This is a genomic window from Kribbella swartbergensis (assembly GCF_054784135.1).
In genome coordinates, this window is record NZ_BAAGPM010000022.1 from 500,572 (window position 1) to 515,372 (window position 14,801).

15 protein-coding genes are annotated in these 14,801 nt (G+C 68.9%); 6 read left to right on the forward strand and 9 right to left on the reverse strand.

Annotation, left to right across the window (positions count from 1 at the left end; genetic code table 11):
* The first annotated feature begins 174 nt into the window (after positions 1-174).
* Positions 175-1,362, forward strand: a complete 1,188-nt coding sequence (locus ACYVOK_RS20860; RefSeq protein ID WP_460664151.1) for an MFS transporter — start codon at positions 175-177, stop codon at positions 1,360-1,362.
* Here the strand turns inward: ACYVOK_RS20860 and ACYVOK_RS20865 are convergent.
* The 4 genes from ACYVOK_RS20865 to ACYVOK_RS20880 are packed head-to-tail and all read right to left on the reverse strand — an operon-like array spanning position 1,332 to position 6,024.
* On the reverse strand, positions 1,332-2,201 hold the full coding sequence (locus tag ACYVOK_RS20865; RefSeq protein ID WP_460664152.1) for a neutral zinc metallopeptidase: 870 nt from the start codon (positions 2,199-2,201) through the stop codon (positions 1,332-1,334). The genes ACYVOK_RS20860 and ACYVOK_RS20865 overlap by 31 nt on opposite strands.
* A gap of 13 nt (positions 2,202-2,214) precedes the next feature.
* Positions 2,215-2,625 (reverse strand): aconitase X swivel domain-containing protein, encoded by a 411-nt coding sequence (locus ACYVOK_RS20870; protein ID WP_460664153.1) that lies wholly within the window; start codon positions 2,623-2,625, stop codon positions 2,215-2,217.
* Positions 2,622-3,878, reverse strand: coding sequence for an aconitase X (locus ACYVOK_RS20875; protein ID WP_460664154.1), 1,257 nt, complete (start codon positions 3,876-3,878; stop codon positions 2,622-2,624). Before ACYVOK_RS20875 ends, ACYVOK_RS20870 begins: the two co-directional genes overlap by 4 nt.
* A 19-nt stretch (positions 3,879-3,897) precedes the next feature.
* On the reverse strand, positions 3,898-6,024 hold the full coding sequence (locus ACYVOK_RS20880) for a S41 family peptidase (RefSeq protein ID WP_460664155.1): 2,127 nt from the start codon (positions 6,022-6,024) through the stop codon (positions 3,898-3,900).
* A 115-nt stretch (positions 6,025-6,139) separates the two neighbouring features.
* Here ACYVOK_RS20880 and ACYVOK_RS20885 point away from each other — a divergent pair, with 115 nt between their 5' ends.
* Entirely contained in the window at positions 6,140-6,844 is a 705-nt protein-coding gene (locus tag ACYVOK_RS20885; protein WP_460664156.1) for a M50 family metallopeptidase, read from the forward strand.
* Here ACYVOK_RS20885 and ACYVOK_RS20890 read toward each other — a convergent pair.
* Positions 6,841-7,611 carry a DUF5995 family protein gene (locus ACYVOK_RS20890; protein WP_460664157.1) on the reverse strand — a complete coding sequence of 257 codons (771 nt, stop codon included), beginning with the start codon at positions 7,609-7,611 and terminating at the stop codon, positions 6,841-6,843. The genes ACYVOK_RS20885 and ACYVOK_RS20890 overlap by 4 nt on opposite strands.
* A 52-nt stretch (positions 7,612-7,663) precedes the next feature.
* Positions 7,664-8,695, reverse strand: coding sequence for an aldo/keto reductase (locus ACYVOK_RS20895; RefSeq protein ID WP_460664158.1), 1,032 nt, complete (start codon positions 8,693-8,695; stop codon positions 7,664-7,666).
* A 76-nt stretch (positions 8,696-8,771) separates the two neighbouring features.
* Between ACYVOK_RS20895 and ACYVOK_RS20900 the strand changes: the two genes are divergently transcribed.
* Positions 8,772-9,272, forward strand: a complete 501-nt coding sequence (locus tag ACYVOK_RS20900; protein WP_460664159.1) for a mycothiol transferase — start codon at positions 8,772-8,774, stop codon at positions 9,270-9,272.
* Here the strand turns inward: ACYVOK_RS20900 and ACYVOK_RS20905 are convergent.
* From ACYVOK_RS20905 to ACYVOK_RS20915, 3 genes are read right to left on the reverse strand one after another with little or no spacing between them, the layout of a single operon-like run.
* Positions 9,265-10,380 carry a hypothetical protein gene (locus ACYVOK_RS20905; RefSeq protein ID WP_460664160.1) on the reverse strand — a complete coding sequence of 372 codons (1,116 nt, stop codon included), beginning with the start codon at positions 10,378-10,380 and terminating at the stop codon, positions 9,265-9,267. The two genes, ACYVOK_RS20900 and ACYVOK_RS20905, sit on opposite strands and share 8 nt — an antisense overlap.
* Entirely contained in the window at positions 10,380-11,249 is an 870-nt protein-coding gene (locus ACYVOK_RS20910; RefSeq protein ID WP_460664161.1) for an exodeoxyribonuclease III, read from the reverse strand. Before ACYVOK_RS20910 ends, ACYVOK_RS20905 begins: the two co-directional genes overlap by 1 nt.
* Before the next feature lie 42 nt (positions 11,250-11,291).
* Positions 11,292-12,074, reverse strand: coding sequence for a uracil-DNA glycosylase family protein (locus ACYVOK_RS20915; protein WP_460664162.1), 783 nt, complete (start codon positions 12,072-12,074; stop codon positions 11,292-11,294).
* Between the two features lie 79 nt (positions 12,075-12,153).
* On the opposite strand from ACYVOK_RS20915, the gene ACYVOK_RS20920 reads away from it, so the two are divergent.
* The 3 genes from ACYVOK_RS20920 (at position 12,154) to ACYVOK_RS20930 (ending at position 14,612) form a co-directional block, all read left to right on the forward strand.
* Positions 12,154-13,713, forward strand: a complete 1,560-nt coding sequence (locus ACYVOK_RS20920; protein ID WP_460664163.1) for an amidohydrolase family protein — start codon at positions 12,154-12,156, stop codon at positions 13,711-13,713.
* A gap of 75 nt (positions 13,714-13,788) precedes the next feature.
* The gene (locus tag ACYVOK_RS20925) at positions 13,789-14,109 is read left to right on the forward strand and encodes an ArsR/SmtB family transcription factor (RefSeq protein WP_460664164.1); all 321 of its coding nucleotides are present in this window, start codon (positions 13,789-13,791) and stop codon (positions 14,107-14,109) included.
* Complete coding sequence (locus ACYVOK_RS20930) at positions 14,106-14,612, forward strand: SRPBCC family protein (protein WP_460664165.1); 507 nt, start codon at positions 14,106-14,108, stop codon at positions 14,610-14,612. The genes ACYVOK_RS20925 and ACYVOK_RS20930 overlap by 4 nt, the downstream gene beginning before the upstream one ends.
* Positions 14,613-14,801 lie beyond the last annotated feature (189 nt).

Consider the following 14,801-nt stretch of genomic DNA (forward strand, 5'->3'; position numbering starts at 1 on the left):
CATTCGTTTTGCTGTGTGATCCTGACCGCACCGTTCCAAATTATCGCAATATGCTGATAGTTGCGAAAAATATGAAGCACCTCACATGGTGCGGGAAATTCGTTGGCGCCGGGTGCGGCGGGCAGGCGAGGGTGAGAGCCCGGGCTGCGGAATGAGGAGGACCAGCGAGTCGTGGTGACCGTCTTCGTCAGGTGGACCTGGATGCGGGCGGTGCTGCACAACGGGTGGTGGCTCGTCACCAGCGTCTATCTGGTCGTCGACGCCGGCCTCTCCCCCGCCCAGCTCGTGTTGATCGGCTCGGTGCAGAGCGTCTTCGCGTTGCTGTGCGAGGTGCCGGCCGGAGTCTTCGCGGACACGATCAGCCGCAAATGGTCACTGGTGATCTCCCAACTGCTGATGGGTACGGCGATGCTCACCACCGGGCTCGTCACCTCGTTTCCGTTGCTGCTGGCCACGCAAGTGCTCTGGGGCGTCTCGTGGACGTTCGCCAGCGGCTCCGACGTCGCCTGGATCACCGACGAACTCGATCAGCCCGACCGCATCACCGCCGTACTCGCCCGGGCCGCCCGTGCGCAGTTGACCGGTGCGGCGACGGGCCTGATCGCCCTCGGCCTGCTGGCCTGGACGACCCGTCGCGACGTCACGATCGTCGTTGCCGGAGTCGCGATGATGTCGCTGGCGGTGTACATCGCGTTGCGCTTCACCGAGGACCGGTTCATTCCGGTGCGCACCGCTCGGTGGTCGGCGTCGTGGACCACGTTCCGGCGCGGTCTCACGCTGGTACGGCGAAGCCGCGAGATCCTGCTCATCTTCGCCGCGACATTCCTCGTCAACGGCGCCTCCGACGCGGCCGGCCGGCTGACGCAGAAGCAGTTGCTCGACCTCGGCCTGCCGACCGAACCGGATCCGATCCTCTGGTTCACCGGACTCGGAGTCGTCGGCCTCGTCGTCGGCGCGGTGACCCTGCGGATCTTCGGCAAGCGGATCGACGGCGACCACGCCCGCACGGACTACGCCTGGGCGGCCGTCGCCGGGGTGGTCAGCATGCTGATGCTGGCGCTGGCCCGCGATCCGGTCGTCGGTGCGATCGCCGTCGTCCTGGTCTCCGGAATCGTCACGCCGCTGACCCGCGTGATCAGCACGATCTGGGTCAACGCGCGGACGACTGCGGACATCCGCGCCACCACGCATTCCTTCCTTGCACAGTTGGAGTACCTGGGCGAGATCGTCTGCGGGCTCGGCATCGCGGCCATCGCCCGCCTGACCAACCTGCCGCTGGCGCTCGGCGCGTGCGCGGTGCTGTTCGCGGCGACCGCCGTCCTGATGAAGCGTCAGCCGACCAGGGACGAGGCCGCGTTGTAGGTGTTGCAGGCGGCCGGACCGGCTGCCTTGAGCCCGACGTCGGTCCAGTGCACGTGGTTCGCCGGGCTTCCGTGGTCGCGGTTCGGGTCCTCGCTGGAGGCAACGACCTCGTCCCACACCTCCAGCCACTCGTCGTCGGCCGGGAAGTACTCCTTGTTGGCACCGAGGTAGGCGGCGCTGAAGCAGGACGCCTGCAGTTCCAGCCGCCGGCTCTCCTCCAGTTGCAGGTCGACACCGTTGAGGGCCAGCCCGCGCTCGTACTTCGCCTCGAGGATCCCGGTCAGGGCCTGGATGTGATGCCCGTACTCGTGCCCGATCAGGAACGCCATCCAGGCCCGGGCCCAGGCGGGATCCTCCTTGTACGCCGCGATGTCGACCTTGGCGTCCATGTAGATGGTGTCGCCGCAGTAGTAGGCCTGTCCGTCGTCGAAGTCGCACGGTGAGGACGGCGACTTCCCGAGGACGACGACCAGCTTCGGCGGGACGAAGGTGAGCCCGGCCGTGCGGATCGCCGGTGCCCACACCTTGTCGAGGCAGGCGACGTACTGCTGGTAGTAGGTACGGACGTTCGCCAGGGACGTGGCCGGAACTGACGGCTCCGCACACCGCGACGCGGCGAGCTTGCCGACGCGGTAGATCGGATTCTTCGCCAGCGCGGCCGGCTGCGGCGGCGCGGAGACCGGCGCCTCGGAAGTGTGCACGGTGGTCGGCACCGCCGACCTGAGCTTCTCCACCTCCGAGGCCGCCGCCGCGCCTGGATCTGTCTCGGCGGTCGACGTACATCCGGTCAGCAGTAGAAGAGCGGCTGCCCAGGCAGCGGCCATGCCCCGTGTGTTCACCGGGCGAATGTAGTCACCAGGTGATCGTCGCGTCGAGGGGACCGGCCGTGACGCGCAGGGGGTGGTCCGTGGGAAGGTCGTCGTACGCGGGTCTGCCGACGACGACCACCGGGGTCGCCAGGCCGTAGAGCTCGTGGGCGACGAGTGCGCCCAGGGCGATGATCGCGTCCGGACGGGCCAGGATGATCGCGGCCGGGGCGGTGTGGGCGCGGATCTGCTCGGCGAGCACGCTGGACGCGGAACTCGAACCCCGACCGGACTCCATCACCAGCACGCGTCCGGCCAGGATCGTGCCGCACTGCGGGTGATGCGCGTCGACGATCCGGCCCTGCTCGTCGGTGCCGCCCCAGAAGGACAGCGGCGCGGTGAGCGTGATCGGCTCACCGGACGCGATGCCGGGATGGAGCGTGCGTGCTCGGATCATGCTTCGAGCTCGTCGAGGACGACGTGGCCTGCCCGGGCCGACGCGACGCACTCCGCCAGCGAACCGAGGACGACATCGACGCCGATGTTGCCCGGCGCGTAGTGCGCCCACTTGCCGGAGTTCGTCATCACGTTCTTCCAGGCCGGGGACAGGATCGAGGTCACGTACGTGCAGGTGTCCACGACGACCGTGACACCGGCCGACTCGAGCATCCGCAGTACGCCGGTCTCCTCGGCGCGAGCCCGCGTCGCCCGGCCGGTCGACAGGTAGAAGGGGACCTTCAGCGGCGGCCCGTCATGGAGCAGGTCGGCGAGCCGCTCGCATTCGGCGTACGACGCATGCGGCGTACCGACGCTCACCGCGTCCAGCCCTCCGGACGAGAAGGTGGACAGTCTGCTCCTGGTGGCGCGCATCGTCTCGAGGTCGACGGCATGCGTCGGCAAGTCGTCGAGCGGACCCGTGGGCGCCTCCGGCGTGACCCCGACGGCATGGAACAGCGCGACTCCCCCGGCCGACGCGGCCGCGGCCCCGAACGCCTTCAGGTCGTCCTCGCTCACCTCCGCCGGAATCCCCACCAGCACAGGGATTTCACCCGCTACGACCGACCCGACATGATGCCCGAGCAACGGGTACGCCAACTCCGAACGCAGGAACCGATCGCCGAGCGGCCGGCAGTCGAAGACCACGGTCCCGCGCCGCGCCTCGGTCGTCTGCAGACCCGAGTACGGCGCCCGTCCGGTGATCGCGGCGCAGATGTCGAGGAAGTCGCCGTACCGATCCGTCCGCGCACCGAGGACAGAGTTGGCGAACACGATCGCGTTCGACTCGGCCCAGGCGACGTGCTCGCCGAGACCGGGCCGGTTCGGCAGTTGGTACGGCGCGCACGTCCAGGTCGGGGTGCAGCCGAGGTCGACGTAGGCGGCCATCAGTTCGCGGCCGCGGGTGGCGATCTCGCGTTCGGCAGCGGTGCCGCTGCGGACCAGGCCGGGATGCAGGAGGTCCATCGAGCCGACGTTCAGGGTGGTCGGGACGTGGACCTTCGCGCCGAGGCTGACCAATCGGTGTGCGAAGTCGAGACTGACCTGGCCGTGGTACAGGCACGAGTCGACGTGGGCGGAGGTGATCTCGACCAGCCGTGGCGCGCCCTCGATCCGGGCCAGGCCGACGATCACCCGCATCGCGAGCGCGACGCCGTCGCCGGCCTGACCGCCGAGCATCGCTTCTTCCTCGGCGGTCAGGTGCAGATCGTCCACAATCCGAAAGCTACCTCCTTCAGACGGTGAGACGGCGGGAGGCGACCAGCTCTCCGCTCCGGTAGCCATCGGCTCTGAGCAGCTGCCCCGGGGTGACGTCCAGGATGTCGATCGCGAGCGCCGCGTCGGTCAGGTCCTCGGAACTGATCGGCCGGTCGTCCAGATACAGGTCGACCCGGTCGATCTCCTCCACGTCGAGCGTGACGGTGAGCGTCGTACCGCTGAGGGACGTTGTCAGACCGAGCCGGCGGAACGGCATTGCCGCCAGCAACGATCCGGCCTTGTTCAGCAGGTCGACGTTGCCCTCCAGCAGGTCCGCCCGCGTCATCCGGTGCGTCTCGTGCGGCCGGATGCCGAGGTCCTCGACCGGGGTCCCGGACAGCTCGCCGACCCGCAGGGTGCGGCGGATCGAGACGCGCAGGTTGGCACCGTTCGGCAACGCCTCGTACGGCGACGTCGGGTCGGGCGGCGGCGGTTCGTTCAGCAGCGCGGCGAGCAGGCCGTGCGTCCAGACGTTCGCGCCGCCCGCGCCGGTGTTGTCGTCGACCCCGAGGATGGTGCCGATCTCGTGGTCGGCGAACCCGGCCGCGAAGATGTCGGTCGCCGAGTACACCCGGGCGTCGGTGATCAGCACCACCGGACCGTGGTACGTCTGGCCGATGTCGTTCGCGCCGTCCTCGGGCGTGATCGGCTTCGCGGCCGAGTACGCCGCACCCGTCTCGGTCGCCAGGTCGAGCGAGTCGAACCACGGCCCCAGATCGATCCCGGCCGGGTTGTCCTTGTGCCGGCGGCAGATCCGCAGGTTGAGCGGCGTACTGATGAACTGCACCGGCTCCGGCGAGATGCGCCGCGGCGTCAGTGTCTGCAGGGTGAACTCGCTGGCGTAGATGTGCCCGCCGCCGTTGTCGCGCACGTCGACGATCAGACCGTTCTGCGGCAGCAGACCCGCCAGCCGGACGAACTCGTCCCGGAAGGCGACCGGGTCCTGCACGCTGAACGTGAAGATCCGCAGGTGCCCGAAGGTCCCGGACGGCGTGACGACCTCCCGGGCCCGGAACACACCGGGCATCGTGGTGGGCAGATCCGAACCGCCGACCGCGGCCGGTTTGCTCAACTCCGCCGAACTCTGGCCGCCCTCGAGTTCGACCACGTCGCGAACGTACAGGACCTTCTTCGCCCGGGACTTCTCGTCGGAGTCCAGGTCCAGGCCCATCGACGCGGACGTCTCGCTGATCGCGTCCAGATCCGTCATCGGCGGGAGGTTGGCCGTCACCTTCCACTGCTCGCGCAACTCCTGCGTCGAGCCGTCGAGACCGAGGTAGGTGAGGGTCACCCAGTCCTCGTCCGGCGGCGCCTGGATCACCAGTGGTCGCAACGTGAGCGACTCCAGGCCGCGCGCGAGGTTCGCGACGTCGTTGCTGCCGGCGAACTGGGCGCCGTTCAGGGCCACGGCGCGGGCGATCGGCGTACCGCTCCAGTGCGTCACCTCCGCACCCGGGCCGAACTGCGGAGCCGAATAGCCGGTGACAATCTGGGTGATCAGGTAGTGCTCATCGCCGGCCTCGTCGTAGCACTTCTCGATCATGAACGGCAGGAACGCGATCTTGCCGGCGAACGGAGCCGGCAGCAGGTAGTTGGTGTGCAGGTCGCGGACCGAGTGGAAGATGCTCGACATCTGCCGGTGGAACACCCACTCCGGTTCCATCGTCTCGGCGGTCTGACGTTCCATCCGGGACCGCAACACGCGCAGCCGCTGCAGGGGGTTGACCGCGTGCATCGCGACCTTGAGCGGCAGGTGCACGTAGTTCTGGTCGAGGAGCAGCAACGCCTGGTCGACCAGCAGCTTCCGCTGCCCGATGGTCAGCGTCCCCGCCGAGGCGAGGAACTCCGGCAACGGTACGGCGGCCGCACCTTCGGCGGCCGGCGCCTTGGATTTGGTGGTGCGCGCGATGGTCTGCTTGGCAGCTCGCTTGCCGGCAGTCGTGGTCTTCGCCGATGCCTGCTTGGCGGTGCTCGTCTTCTTCGCGGTGCTCGTCTTCTTCTTCGCGGTGCTCGTCTGCTTGGCGGTGCTCTTTTGCTTGGCGGTGCTGGTCTTCTTGGCCGTTGTCTTCTTGGCAGTGGACTTGGTGTTGCGTGGCTGTGACATCTCTCCCCCAAAACGGCAGCCCCTCCCCGGGCCGCGATCCCTCCACCGTCGTCCGCCCACCGCACGATGTCAACGTCCCCGCGGCCTTCTGGTCCCCGGCTGTCAGGATGGGGTGATGAACGAGGTCTGGGACAGCTTGACGTCGGTGCAGCCGCAGCCGTCGCTCCGGGTCGTGATCGGCACCGGCATCGCCGCGCTACTGCTGATCGCGTGGCGGCCGGTCTGGCGGCACACGCGGCAGGTCGTGACGATCGCGCACGAGGGTGCCCACGGGCTGATCGCCGCGCTCGTCGGACGGAAGCTGGCCGGGATCCGGTTGCACTCCGACACGTCCGGGGTGACGGTGTCGCGCGGACATCCGACCGGTCCGGGCATGATCGCCGTACTGCTGGCCGGTTATCCGGGACCGGCGCTGTTCGGGCTGGCGGCAGCGTTCGTTCTCGGCCGCGGGTACGCCGTTGCGCTGTTGTGGGGACTGTTGGTCGCGTTGCTGATCCTGTTGCTGCAGATCCGCAACCTCTACGGTTTGTGGTCGGTCCTCGTCTTCGGTGCGGTGGTCTTCGGCGTGTCGTGGTGGGGATCGCCGGCTGTGCAGTCCGCGTTCGCCCATCTGCTGACGTGGTTCCTGTTGCTGGCCGCTCCTCGCGCCGTACTCGAGTTGCAGCACTCCCGCCGCGGTGGTGGGGGTCGCAGCTCCGACGCGGATCAGCTTCGGCGGCTGACCGGCGTGCCTGCGCTGATGTGGGTCGGGTTCTTCGGACTGGTGACGCTCGCGTGCCTGGCGCTCGGCGTCGTGTGGTCGGGTGTACTGCCGGACTAGGCCGGTGGTGGGAGTGTCACGCCGAATCCGGTGATCGCCAGTCGGAGCAGCACTTGGCCGGGTCGGAGGAGGTCGGCGATCTTCGTGGCACTGAGGAGTTCGAGCTCGGCGAGGCGGGTCGCGTACGGCGTCGGGCCTTCGAGCCGGGCCCGTTGCAGTTCGGCGGTGTTGTGCCAGACCTTCTGGCGGGACTCGCGGAGGAAGCGCTGCGAGGAGAGCCGGTTGAGCGGGGTGAGGACGCGGTCGAGCAGGCTCCTCGCGCCGCCGAGTTCGTTGTCCTCGGCAGCGACGCGGGACGCGAGCACGTGGTCGATGCGCTCGTGGTCGCGGCGGCGTCGTTCCATCAGCTGCGGGTCGGTGAAGTCGTCGTCACTGATCACGGCCAACAACGCCTGCGGCAGGTCGTAGTTGACGTGTGCGTTGATGCCCAGCAGGACGTGCAGCAGTGGCGGCAGGTCAGCCGGGGCATCGAAGGCCAGCCGCCACGGCCGCGCCACGTCGCCGCCGCGCTCGCCCTTGCCACGTCCGGCCGAGCGCCGGGCGAGATCGGCGTCGTGGGCGTCCAGGTACAGCTCGGCGAACTTCACGTCCCAGTCCTCGACCCACCCCGGGTCCTCGAACAACTGCGCCCGGGCGATCGCCGCGCCGATCGCCCGGGTGGTGCGAAGGTAGGTGCCGAGAAAGATCCGCCGGTGCTCGAGGTCCCGCGGCAACTCGTCCATCCGCTGCTGCAACCGCGCGACGACGCCGGCAATACCGTCGTTCATCAGTCTGCCGTTGTCCTTCGGAGAGCGCCGCTCCCCGAAGGACATGTCGACGTCAGGCGCGGCCGCCGGCGATCGGGCGGTCTCGCTGGTCGTTGCCGGGGCCGCCGTACGGGTAGTCGGCAGCGCCTGGATCACTGGCCGCGTCCAGTTTCGCCGTCTCCTCCTCGGTCAGGTGCAGATCCGCGGCGGCGAGGTTGTCGTCGAGCTGCTCCAGGGTCCGCGCGCCGAGAATGACCGACGTGACCGCCGGCCGGTCGACCAGCCACGCGAGCGCGACCTGGGCCATGGAGATGCCCCGAGCCTCGGCGATCGCGCGGACCGCGTCGACGACGTCGCGGACACGCTGGTTGCGACTGCGGCGGTGCCAGGACTCCACACCGCGGTCCGGGTTCTCACCCAGGCGGGTTGCGCCGGTCGGCTCCTCGTCGAACGAGTACTTCCCGGTCAGCCAGCCACCACCGAGCGGCGACCACGGCAGCAGACCGAGCCCGTTGTCCTGCGCGGCCGGGACGATCTCCCACTCGATCTCACGCACCAGCAGGTTGTACTGCGGTTGCAGCGTGACGAGCCGCGACCAGCCACGCCGGTCGATGAGGTCGCAGGCCTTCTGCAACTGCCACCCGGTGAAGTTGGACAGGCCGCCGTACGAGATCTTGCCCGAGCGTACGGCGTCCTCGAGGAAACTCAGCGTCTCCTCGAGTGGTGTGATCGGGTCCCACGCGTGCAACTGGTACAGGTCGACATGGTCGACCCCGAGGCGGCTGAGCGACGCGTCAAGGGCACGGCGCAGGTGCCGGCGGGACGTGCCGACGTCGTTGGGCGAGTCGCCGGTCGGGAACCGGCCCTTGGTGGCGACGACGAGGTCGGCGCGGGCGGAGCTCTTCGCCAGCCAGCGGCCGACGATCTCCTCGGACACGCCGGCGGAGTACACGTCGGCGGTGTCGATGAAGTTCCCGCCGGCCTCGACGTACCGGTCCAGCTGGGCATGCGAGCCGGCCTCGTCGGTCTCGGTGCCGAACGTCATCGTGCCGAGCGCGTAGGTGGAGACGACGGCGCCGCTCGCGCCCAGAGTGCGGTATTCCACAATTGCTCCTCGTTGTCCGGACAAAGCTTGCTGACCACCTTAGAACTGTCCGGGCGGCGCGCTAGCGTGGCTGTCCATGAACACGAGTGAGCTGCTGATCGACGCGTACGGACGGATCAAGGAGGTCGTGCACGACGTCGTGGACGGTCTCGACGACAAGACCCTCGCGAGCCGGCCCAACGGGACGGCCAACTCGATCGCGTGGCTGGTCTGGCACCTGACCCGGATCCAGGACGACCACCTGGCCGACGCGGGTGGCTACGAGCAGGTGCTGACCGCGGACGGGTGGCACGACCGGCTCGGGCTCCCGTTCGAGCCGGCCGACACCGGGTACGGGCACACCTCCGACCAGGTCGAGCAGGTGAAGGTGTCCGGTGAGTTGCTGCTCGGGTACTACGACGCCGTCCACGCGCGCACGCTGGAGTACCTGGAGACGCTCACCGACGACGACCTCGACCGGATCGTCGACCGCCGCTGGAACCCGCCGGTGACGCTCGGCGTGCGCCTGGTCAGCGTGATCGGCGACGACCTCGAGCACGCTGGTCAAGCGGCGTACGTAAAGGGGCTGCTCAGCTGAGCCTGGTCTGCCAGAGCGAGGTCCCGGCGATGAGATAGAGGGTGCCGGACTTCGTGAGCGCCGCGTCGGTGACGGGGCCTTCCGGGCCGGTCGACTCCTGGACGGTCCAGCTGCCGTCCCGGCCGCTCACCACCTTCACCTTGTTGTCCTGAGCAACGATCTGGACGACGCGCTCGCCGTTGACGACCGGCGGCGGCAGCTTGTCCTCGTCCCCGACCGGGATCGCCGGCAGGCCGGTCAGCCGCTTGGCGGTGCCGTCGCGGTCCAGCTGCCACATCGCGAGCTGCCCGTCGACGTACCCGGAGATCAGGCACGACGTCGTACAGGACGCGGTCATCGCCTGACTGCGGTTGCCGGGCTCGGGCAGCGCGACCCGGGTCCAGCCCTGGTTGAGCTTCGCCGACCGCCAGACCGCGGCCTCCTGGGCGACCACGTTCGGCGCCAGCCGCACCTGCGACCCGACGATCACGATGCTGTCGCCGAGCGCCGTACCGAAGCTGGGTCCGACCAGGAGGGACGGCGTACTCTGCAGGGCCGTCTTCGCCGGGCTCTGCCGGATCCACTTGGCATCGCTCTGCGGGAGCCAGACCGCGGCGTCGTTCCCGGTTTCGACACCGCCCCAGGAGCCGAGCAACGCCCGGCCGCTCGGCGTGATGACGGCCGAGTACAACGCGCCCGCCGTCTGCCCGCCGAACGTGTTGAACTCCTGCGGACGCTCGATCAGTCCACCGTCGACCGTGCCCGTCCACACCGTCCATCGCGTGTTCGAGTGCGCGCCACCGGCCGCGCCGCCGAGCGCGAGCAACTGCTTGCCGTCGTACGCGATCGAGTACCAGATCGCTTCGAACGCGTACGGGCTTTTGGGCGACGGCGTCACGGTGACCTGCTTGCGTTGCTCGCCGTTCAGGACGAGAAGTTGTGGCACGACCTTGGCGCCGCGATCACGGAGGCCGACCAGGAGTTGGTCGCCGTACTCGGTGAGTACGACGGGCTCCGCGCCGACGTCGACCTTCGACCAGGCAACGGGCGATGGGGCCGGCGGCTTGTCCTCACTGCAGGCGGTGACAAGGCATATCAGAAACAGGGCCGCGGCGGTGAGACGACGCATCAGCGGTTCTGTGGGAGTTTGGTGGTGGTCCTGCGGCCCGTCCGCGGCGCCGACGGCGGCGGTACGACGGGACCGATGTCGCCGTCCGGAGCGACGTCGAGGTCGACGATGACCGGCGCGTGGTCGCTCGGACCGGTCCCCTTACGAGCCTTGCGGTCGATCCAGGCGGCCTTCACCCGGTCCGCTACCGGCTCCGTCGCCAGCATCAGGTCGATCCGCATCCCGAGGTCCTGGTGGAACATGCCGGCGCGATAGTCCCAGTAGCTGAAGATGCGGTGATCCGGCCAGCGGTCCCGGACCACGTCGTGGAGCCCCTTGGCGGACATCAGCTCGGCCAGCGCCTGCCGCTCCGGCGCGGTCACATGCGTCTGACCGACGTACGCCGCCGGATCGAAGACGTCTGCGTCGGTCGGGGCGATGTTCATGTCGCCGCAGACGATCTGGTCGGCCGGACCGGCGGCGACCACCTCCCGAAGGGCTGCGAGCCAGGCGAGCTTGTAGCGGTAGTGATCGGAGCCGGGGATGCGACCGTTCGGCACGTAGAGGGAGTAGACGCGGATGCCGCCGCAGGTCGCCGCGACCGCCCGGGCCTCCGGGTTCGGGAAACCCGGAGCGCCGGCGACGCCGGTCACGACGTCCTCCAGTCCGACCCTCGACAGCAAGGCGACACCGTTCCATTGCACCTCGCCGTACAGGGCTGTCTCGTAGCCGCGGGCGGACAGCTCCTCACCGAGCAAATCGGTGAACGCGTCGTCCGCGAGCTTCGTCTCCTGCAGGCACACCACGTCCGGCTGCCGCTCGTCCAGCCACCCCAGCAACCGCGGCAGCCGCTGCTTGACCGAGTTCACATTCCACGTCGCTACTCGCACCCGACTTACGGTAGACCCCGGCACGGACCATTTCAGCAGTTGTCAGCCGACCGCCTGTTTGGGCGCCCTCCAGACGAGAGTGTTGCGGAGGTCGGTCGACGGGCGTTCCACGCAGTTGTTGTGCCTCGGCTTGTCCTTGCGGCCCCACGCGTCGTCACCCAGCCACGGCGGTACCCCGAACGGCAGGTCGCGGGCCGGGATCGCCGCGTAGTCCGACTCGAGGAACTTCGGGCCGTAGTTCGGCACCGTCGGATCACCGTCCGGGTCCGGCGTGACGATCGTCCGCAACTGGCTGACTGCCTCGCGCCAACTGTCCACCAGAACCTTCGGGCTGCGACTGGACGGATGCGGCACCTCGAAGACGGGGACATCCGGCTTGGTGTCCCAGAGCCTGAGCGCCGACCGGGCCTGAGTCCCGAACGCGACGATCGCCTGCAACTGCGGACCGGTGATCAGCTCCAGCAAGGTGTTGCGCCAGGCGAGGTGATCGGGCCGGGACAGCAGCGGCGCCGCCTGCTGAGCCCGCGACGGCAACAGGGCGTACGGGTAGGCGTTGACGAGGGCGTAGCTCCGGGTCAGACCGACCTTCGTGAGGAAGCCTTGCACCCGCTGCCCGGCATCCCCCACCAGCGTCCGCCCGGCGATCCGCTCGGTCGGCCCGGGATCGGACGCGATCGCCAGCAACCGGGCGGTCCGATTCAGCCGGCCCCGGTAGAACACCGGGCCCCAGTCGTACCAGAAGAATTCCCGCGAATCCGCATAACTGGGCACCTTCGCGAAGTGCCGGGCCACAGCGGCCGGCGGGCCGGGATCGAAATCGGCCATCGAAATACCTCCCCCTCGTCGATTCGTGACCTACGCTCGTGCAACAGGGGCGGTAGGGGGATTGTAAACGGGAGGGACGATGTTCGTACTGCGCGGAACCGTGGCGACGATGCGGCCGGACGGGCGGGTCCTCGATCAGGGCGCGGTGTACGTCGGCGACGACGGACTGATCGCGGCGGTCACGCCCGGAGACGCCGTACCGGAGGAATTCGCCGACGCCGTGAAAATCACCGTCGGCGGTGTCATCTATCCCGGTCTGATCGACCTGCACAACCATTTGATGTACAACAGCCTGCCGTTGTGGACCGAGCCGTCCCGCGAGGTTCCGTGGACCTCCCACAACCAGTGGGGCCGGGCGCCGACGTACAGCGAACAGATCAGCCAACCGGCCCGCCTGCTCGGCGCCGCCGCCGGCCGCGCTCTGCTCCGGTACGTCGAGACGCGCGCGATCGTCGGCGGTACGACGTCCATCCAGGGCAACCCGCGGGGCGCCGTACCGCCGGACAACGACCTGATCCGCAACGTCGACTCGGAGAAACTCGGCACCCGCGAGGATTTCATCCGGGTCAGCACACTTGTTGCCGAGAGCAAAGAAGAGCTGGCGCCGTACGCCGCCGCCGTTCAGCAGGGGCGGGGATTCATCGCGCATTCGGCCGAGGGGTCGGATCCCAGACTGCGCAAGGAGTTCCAGCTGCTCGACGAGGTCGGCGTGGTCACACCACAACTGGTCGCCATTCACGGCGGCGCGCTGACCGCGGCCGACTTCGCCCGGATGAAAGCCGGGAATTCGAGTCTGGTCTGGTCACCGTTTTCGAACTACTGGCTGTACGGCGCGACCGCCGATGTGGCCGCGGCGAAACAGGCCGGCGTACGGCTCTGCATCGGTTCGGACTGGGCGCCGTCGGGGACCCGGAATGTCCTGTGGGAGTTGAAGGTCGCGGATCTGTGGAACAAAGCCCAATCCGCGCCCGTGTTCACCGACGAGGAATTGGTGCGGCTGGCAACTTCCAATCCGGGCGAGGCGCTGTCGGGCGTCTGGCCGCATCCGCTCGGCCGAATCGAACGCGGCGCACTGGCCGACCTGGTCGTCGTACGGCGTGACCATGCGGACGTCCATCGCAACCTGATCGCGGCGACCGAGTCCGACATCCGGCTGGTCGTCGTCGGCGGACGTGCGCGCTACGGCCTCCCGTCGCTGATGAAGCGTCTCGCCCCGTCGGCGACCGCGATCTCACTCGGCCGGCTGTCCCGGTTGATCGACTACGGCGACCCTTCGGTCACCTGGAAGTCCGTGCTCACCGAACTCGAAGAGATCCGCGCCAACCCGTCAGCCGCGGCGGCGCGGGCGGCCGACACCTTCGCCGCGCTGGCGGCCGCCGACGAAGCAGCCTTCAACGACCTGGTCACCGCCGACGGGCCGGTCGACCTGGCCGGCACCGACACCTTCGTGCTGTTGCCCGACATGCCGGCTCCGGAACTCGAGACCTCACTGCGCCAGCGGGGTGCCAGCGGCGTCACACCGCCGGCGGTCACCGTCCCACCGCTGGAACCGCTGACCACCGGTCCCGCGTGGTTCGACGCGGTCGACGCCAACCCCTTCCACAACGGCCTCCTCTCCGGCCTCCGCAACTACGCCTGACGACCCCGCCCGTCCTGACTGCCGCGCGGATATATCACTTGAAGTGTATATACGCCTTCTGTAATACTTCTCGCCATGGACGTCTTCGAGGCGATCGCGGAACCCAACCGGCGCGAACTCCTGGATCTGCTGGCGGAACGGGAACGTCCGGCCGGTGAACTGGTCGACCACCTGCACGGGCTGACCCAGCCCGCCGTGTCGCGGCACCTGCGCATCCTCCGCGAGGTGGGCCTGGTCGACGTCCGCCCGGACGGCCAGCGCCGCATCTACACCCTGCGCGCGGACCGCCTGCTCGAGATCGAGAACTGGATCAGCCGGTATCGCAAGTACTGGCCGCGGCACCTCGACGCCCTCGAGCAGCACCTCGCCCAGAACCAGAAGGAGCCCACCGAATGACCACCGACGACCGCCACGGCGAACTGACCATCGACGGCGACCGCGCGACCATGACGTTCCGCCGCCACCTGCCACACCCGATCGAGGCCGTCTGGGCCGCGCTCACCGACCCGGTGGAACGCAAGGCCTGGTTCGGCGAGACCGTCATCGACGCCCGCACCGGCGGCAGCATCGAGATGATGCCCGACGAACCACCCGCCGCCCCCGACGCCAAACGTCTCACCGGCCGCATCCTCGTCTGGGACCCGCCGTACGTCTTCGAACACGAATGGCACCAGCGCATCGTCGAGGACAGCGTCGTCCGCTACGAACTCACCAAGGACGGCGACGGCACGCTCCTCACGTTCACCCACACCGGCCTGTCCCCCACCAACGCCCGCGGCTTCCTCCCCGGCACCCACGCCTACCTGGACCGCCTGACAGCCCACCTCGCCCACACCCCCATCCCCCACTGGCCCACCCGCTACGACGAACTAGCTTCGACCTACCCGACCTGGAACTAGCCCACGCCGGAGCGCGCCAACCGCCTGACGGCTGCCCCGCCCGGCCGGGCCTCGCGCCAATCAATCGGGCCTCACCATGCCCCGGCCCCTCCAGTCTGGGATCTGCCCGCTCCCGCCCCACCTCGAATCTGGGATCTGCCCCGCTCCCGCCGGCCCCGGCTCCGAGCTCGACCGCCCTACAGACGGTTG

Excerpts from the sequence above, each read along its gene's own strand:
- ACYVOK_RS20905 (WP_460664160.1), bottom strand. The coding sequence starts at position 10,380 with ATGCGTCGTCTCACCGCCGCGGCCCTGTTTCTGATATGCCTTGTCACC.
- ACYVOK_RS20890 (WP_460664157.1), bottom strand. The coding sequence starts at position 7,611 with ATGAACGACGGTATTGCCGGCGTCGTCGCGCGGTTGCAGCAGCGGATG.
- ACYVOK_RS20885 (WP_460664156.1), top strand. The coding sequence starts at position 6,140 with ATGAACGAGGTCTGGGACAGCTTGACGTCGGTGCAGCCGCAGCCGTCG.
- ACYVOK_RS20915 (WP_460664162.1), bottom strand. The coding sequence starts at position 12,074 with ATGGCCGATTTCGATCCCGGCCCGCCGGCCGCTGTGGCCCGGCACTTC.
- ACYVOK_RS20930 (WP_460664165.1), top strand. The coding sequence starts at position 14,106 with ATGACCACCGACGACCGCCACGGCGAACTGACCATCGACGGCGACCGC.
- ACYVOK_RS20920 (WP_460664163.1), top strand. The coding sequence starts at position 12,154 with ATGTTCGTACTGCGCGGAACCGTGGCGACGATGCGGCCGGACGGGCGG.
- ACYVOK_RS20880 (WP_460664155.1), bottom strand. The coding sequence starts at position 6,024 with ATGTCACAGCCACGCAACACCAAGTCCACTGCCAAGAAGACAACGGCC.
- ACYVOK_RS20925 (WP_460664164.1), top strand. The coding sequence starts at position 13,789 with ATGGACGTCTTCGAGGCGATCGCGGAACCCAACCGGCGCGAACTCCTG.
- ACYVOK_RS20870 (WP_460664153.1), bottom strand. The coding sequence starts at position 2,625 with ATGATCCGAGCACGCACGCTCCATCCCGGCATCGCGTCCGGTGAGCCG.
- ACYVOK_RS20900 (WP_460664159.1), top strand. The coding sequence starts at position 8,772 with ATGAACACGAGTGAGCTGCTGATCGACGCGTACGGACGGATCAAGGAG.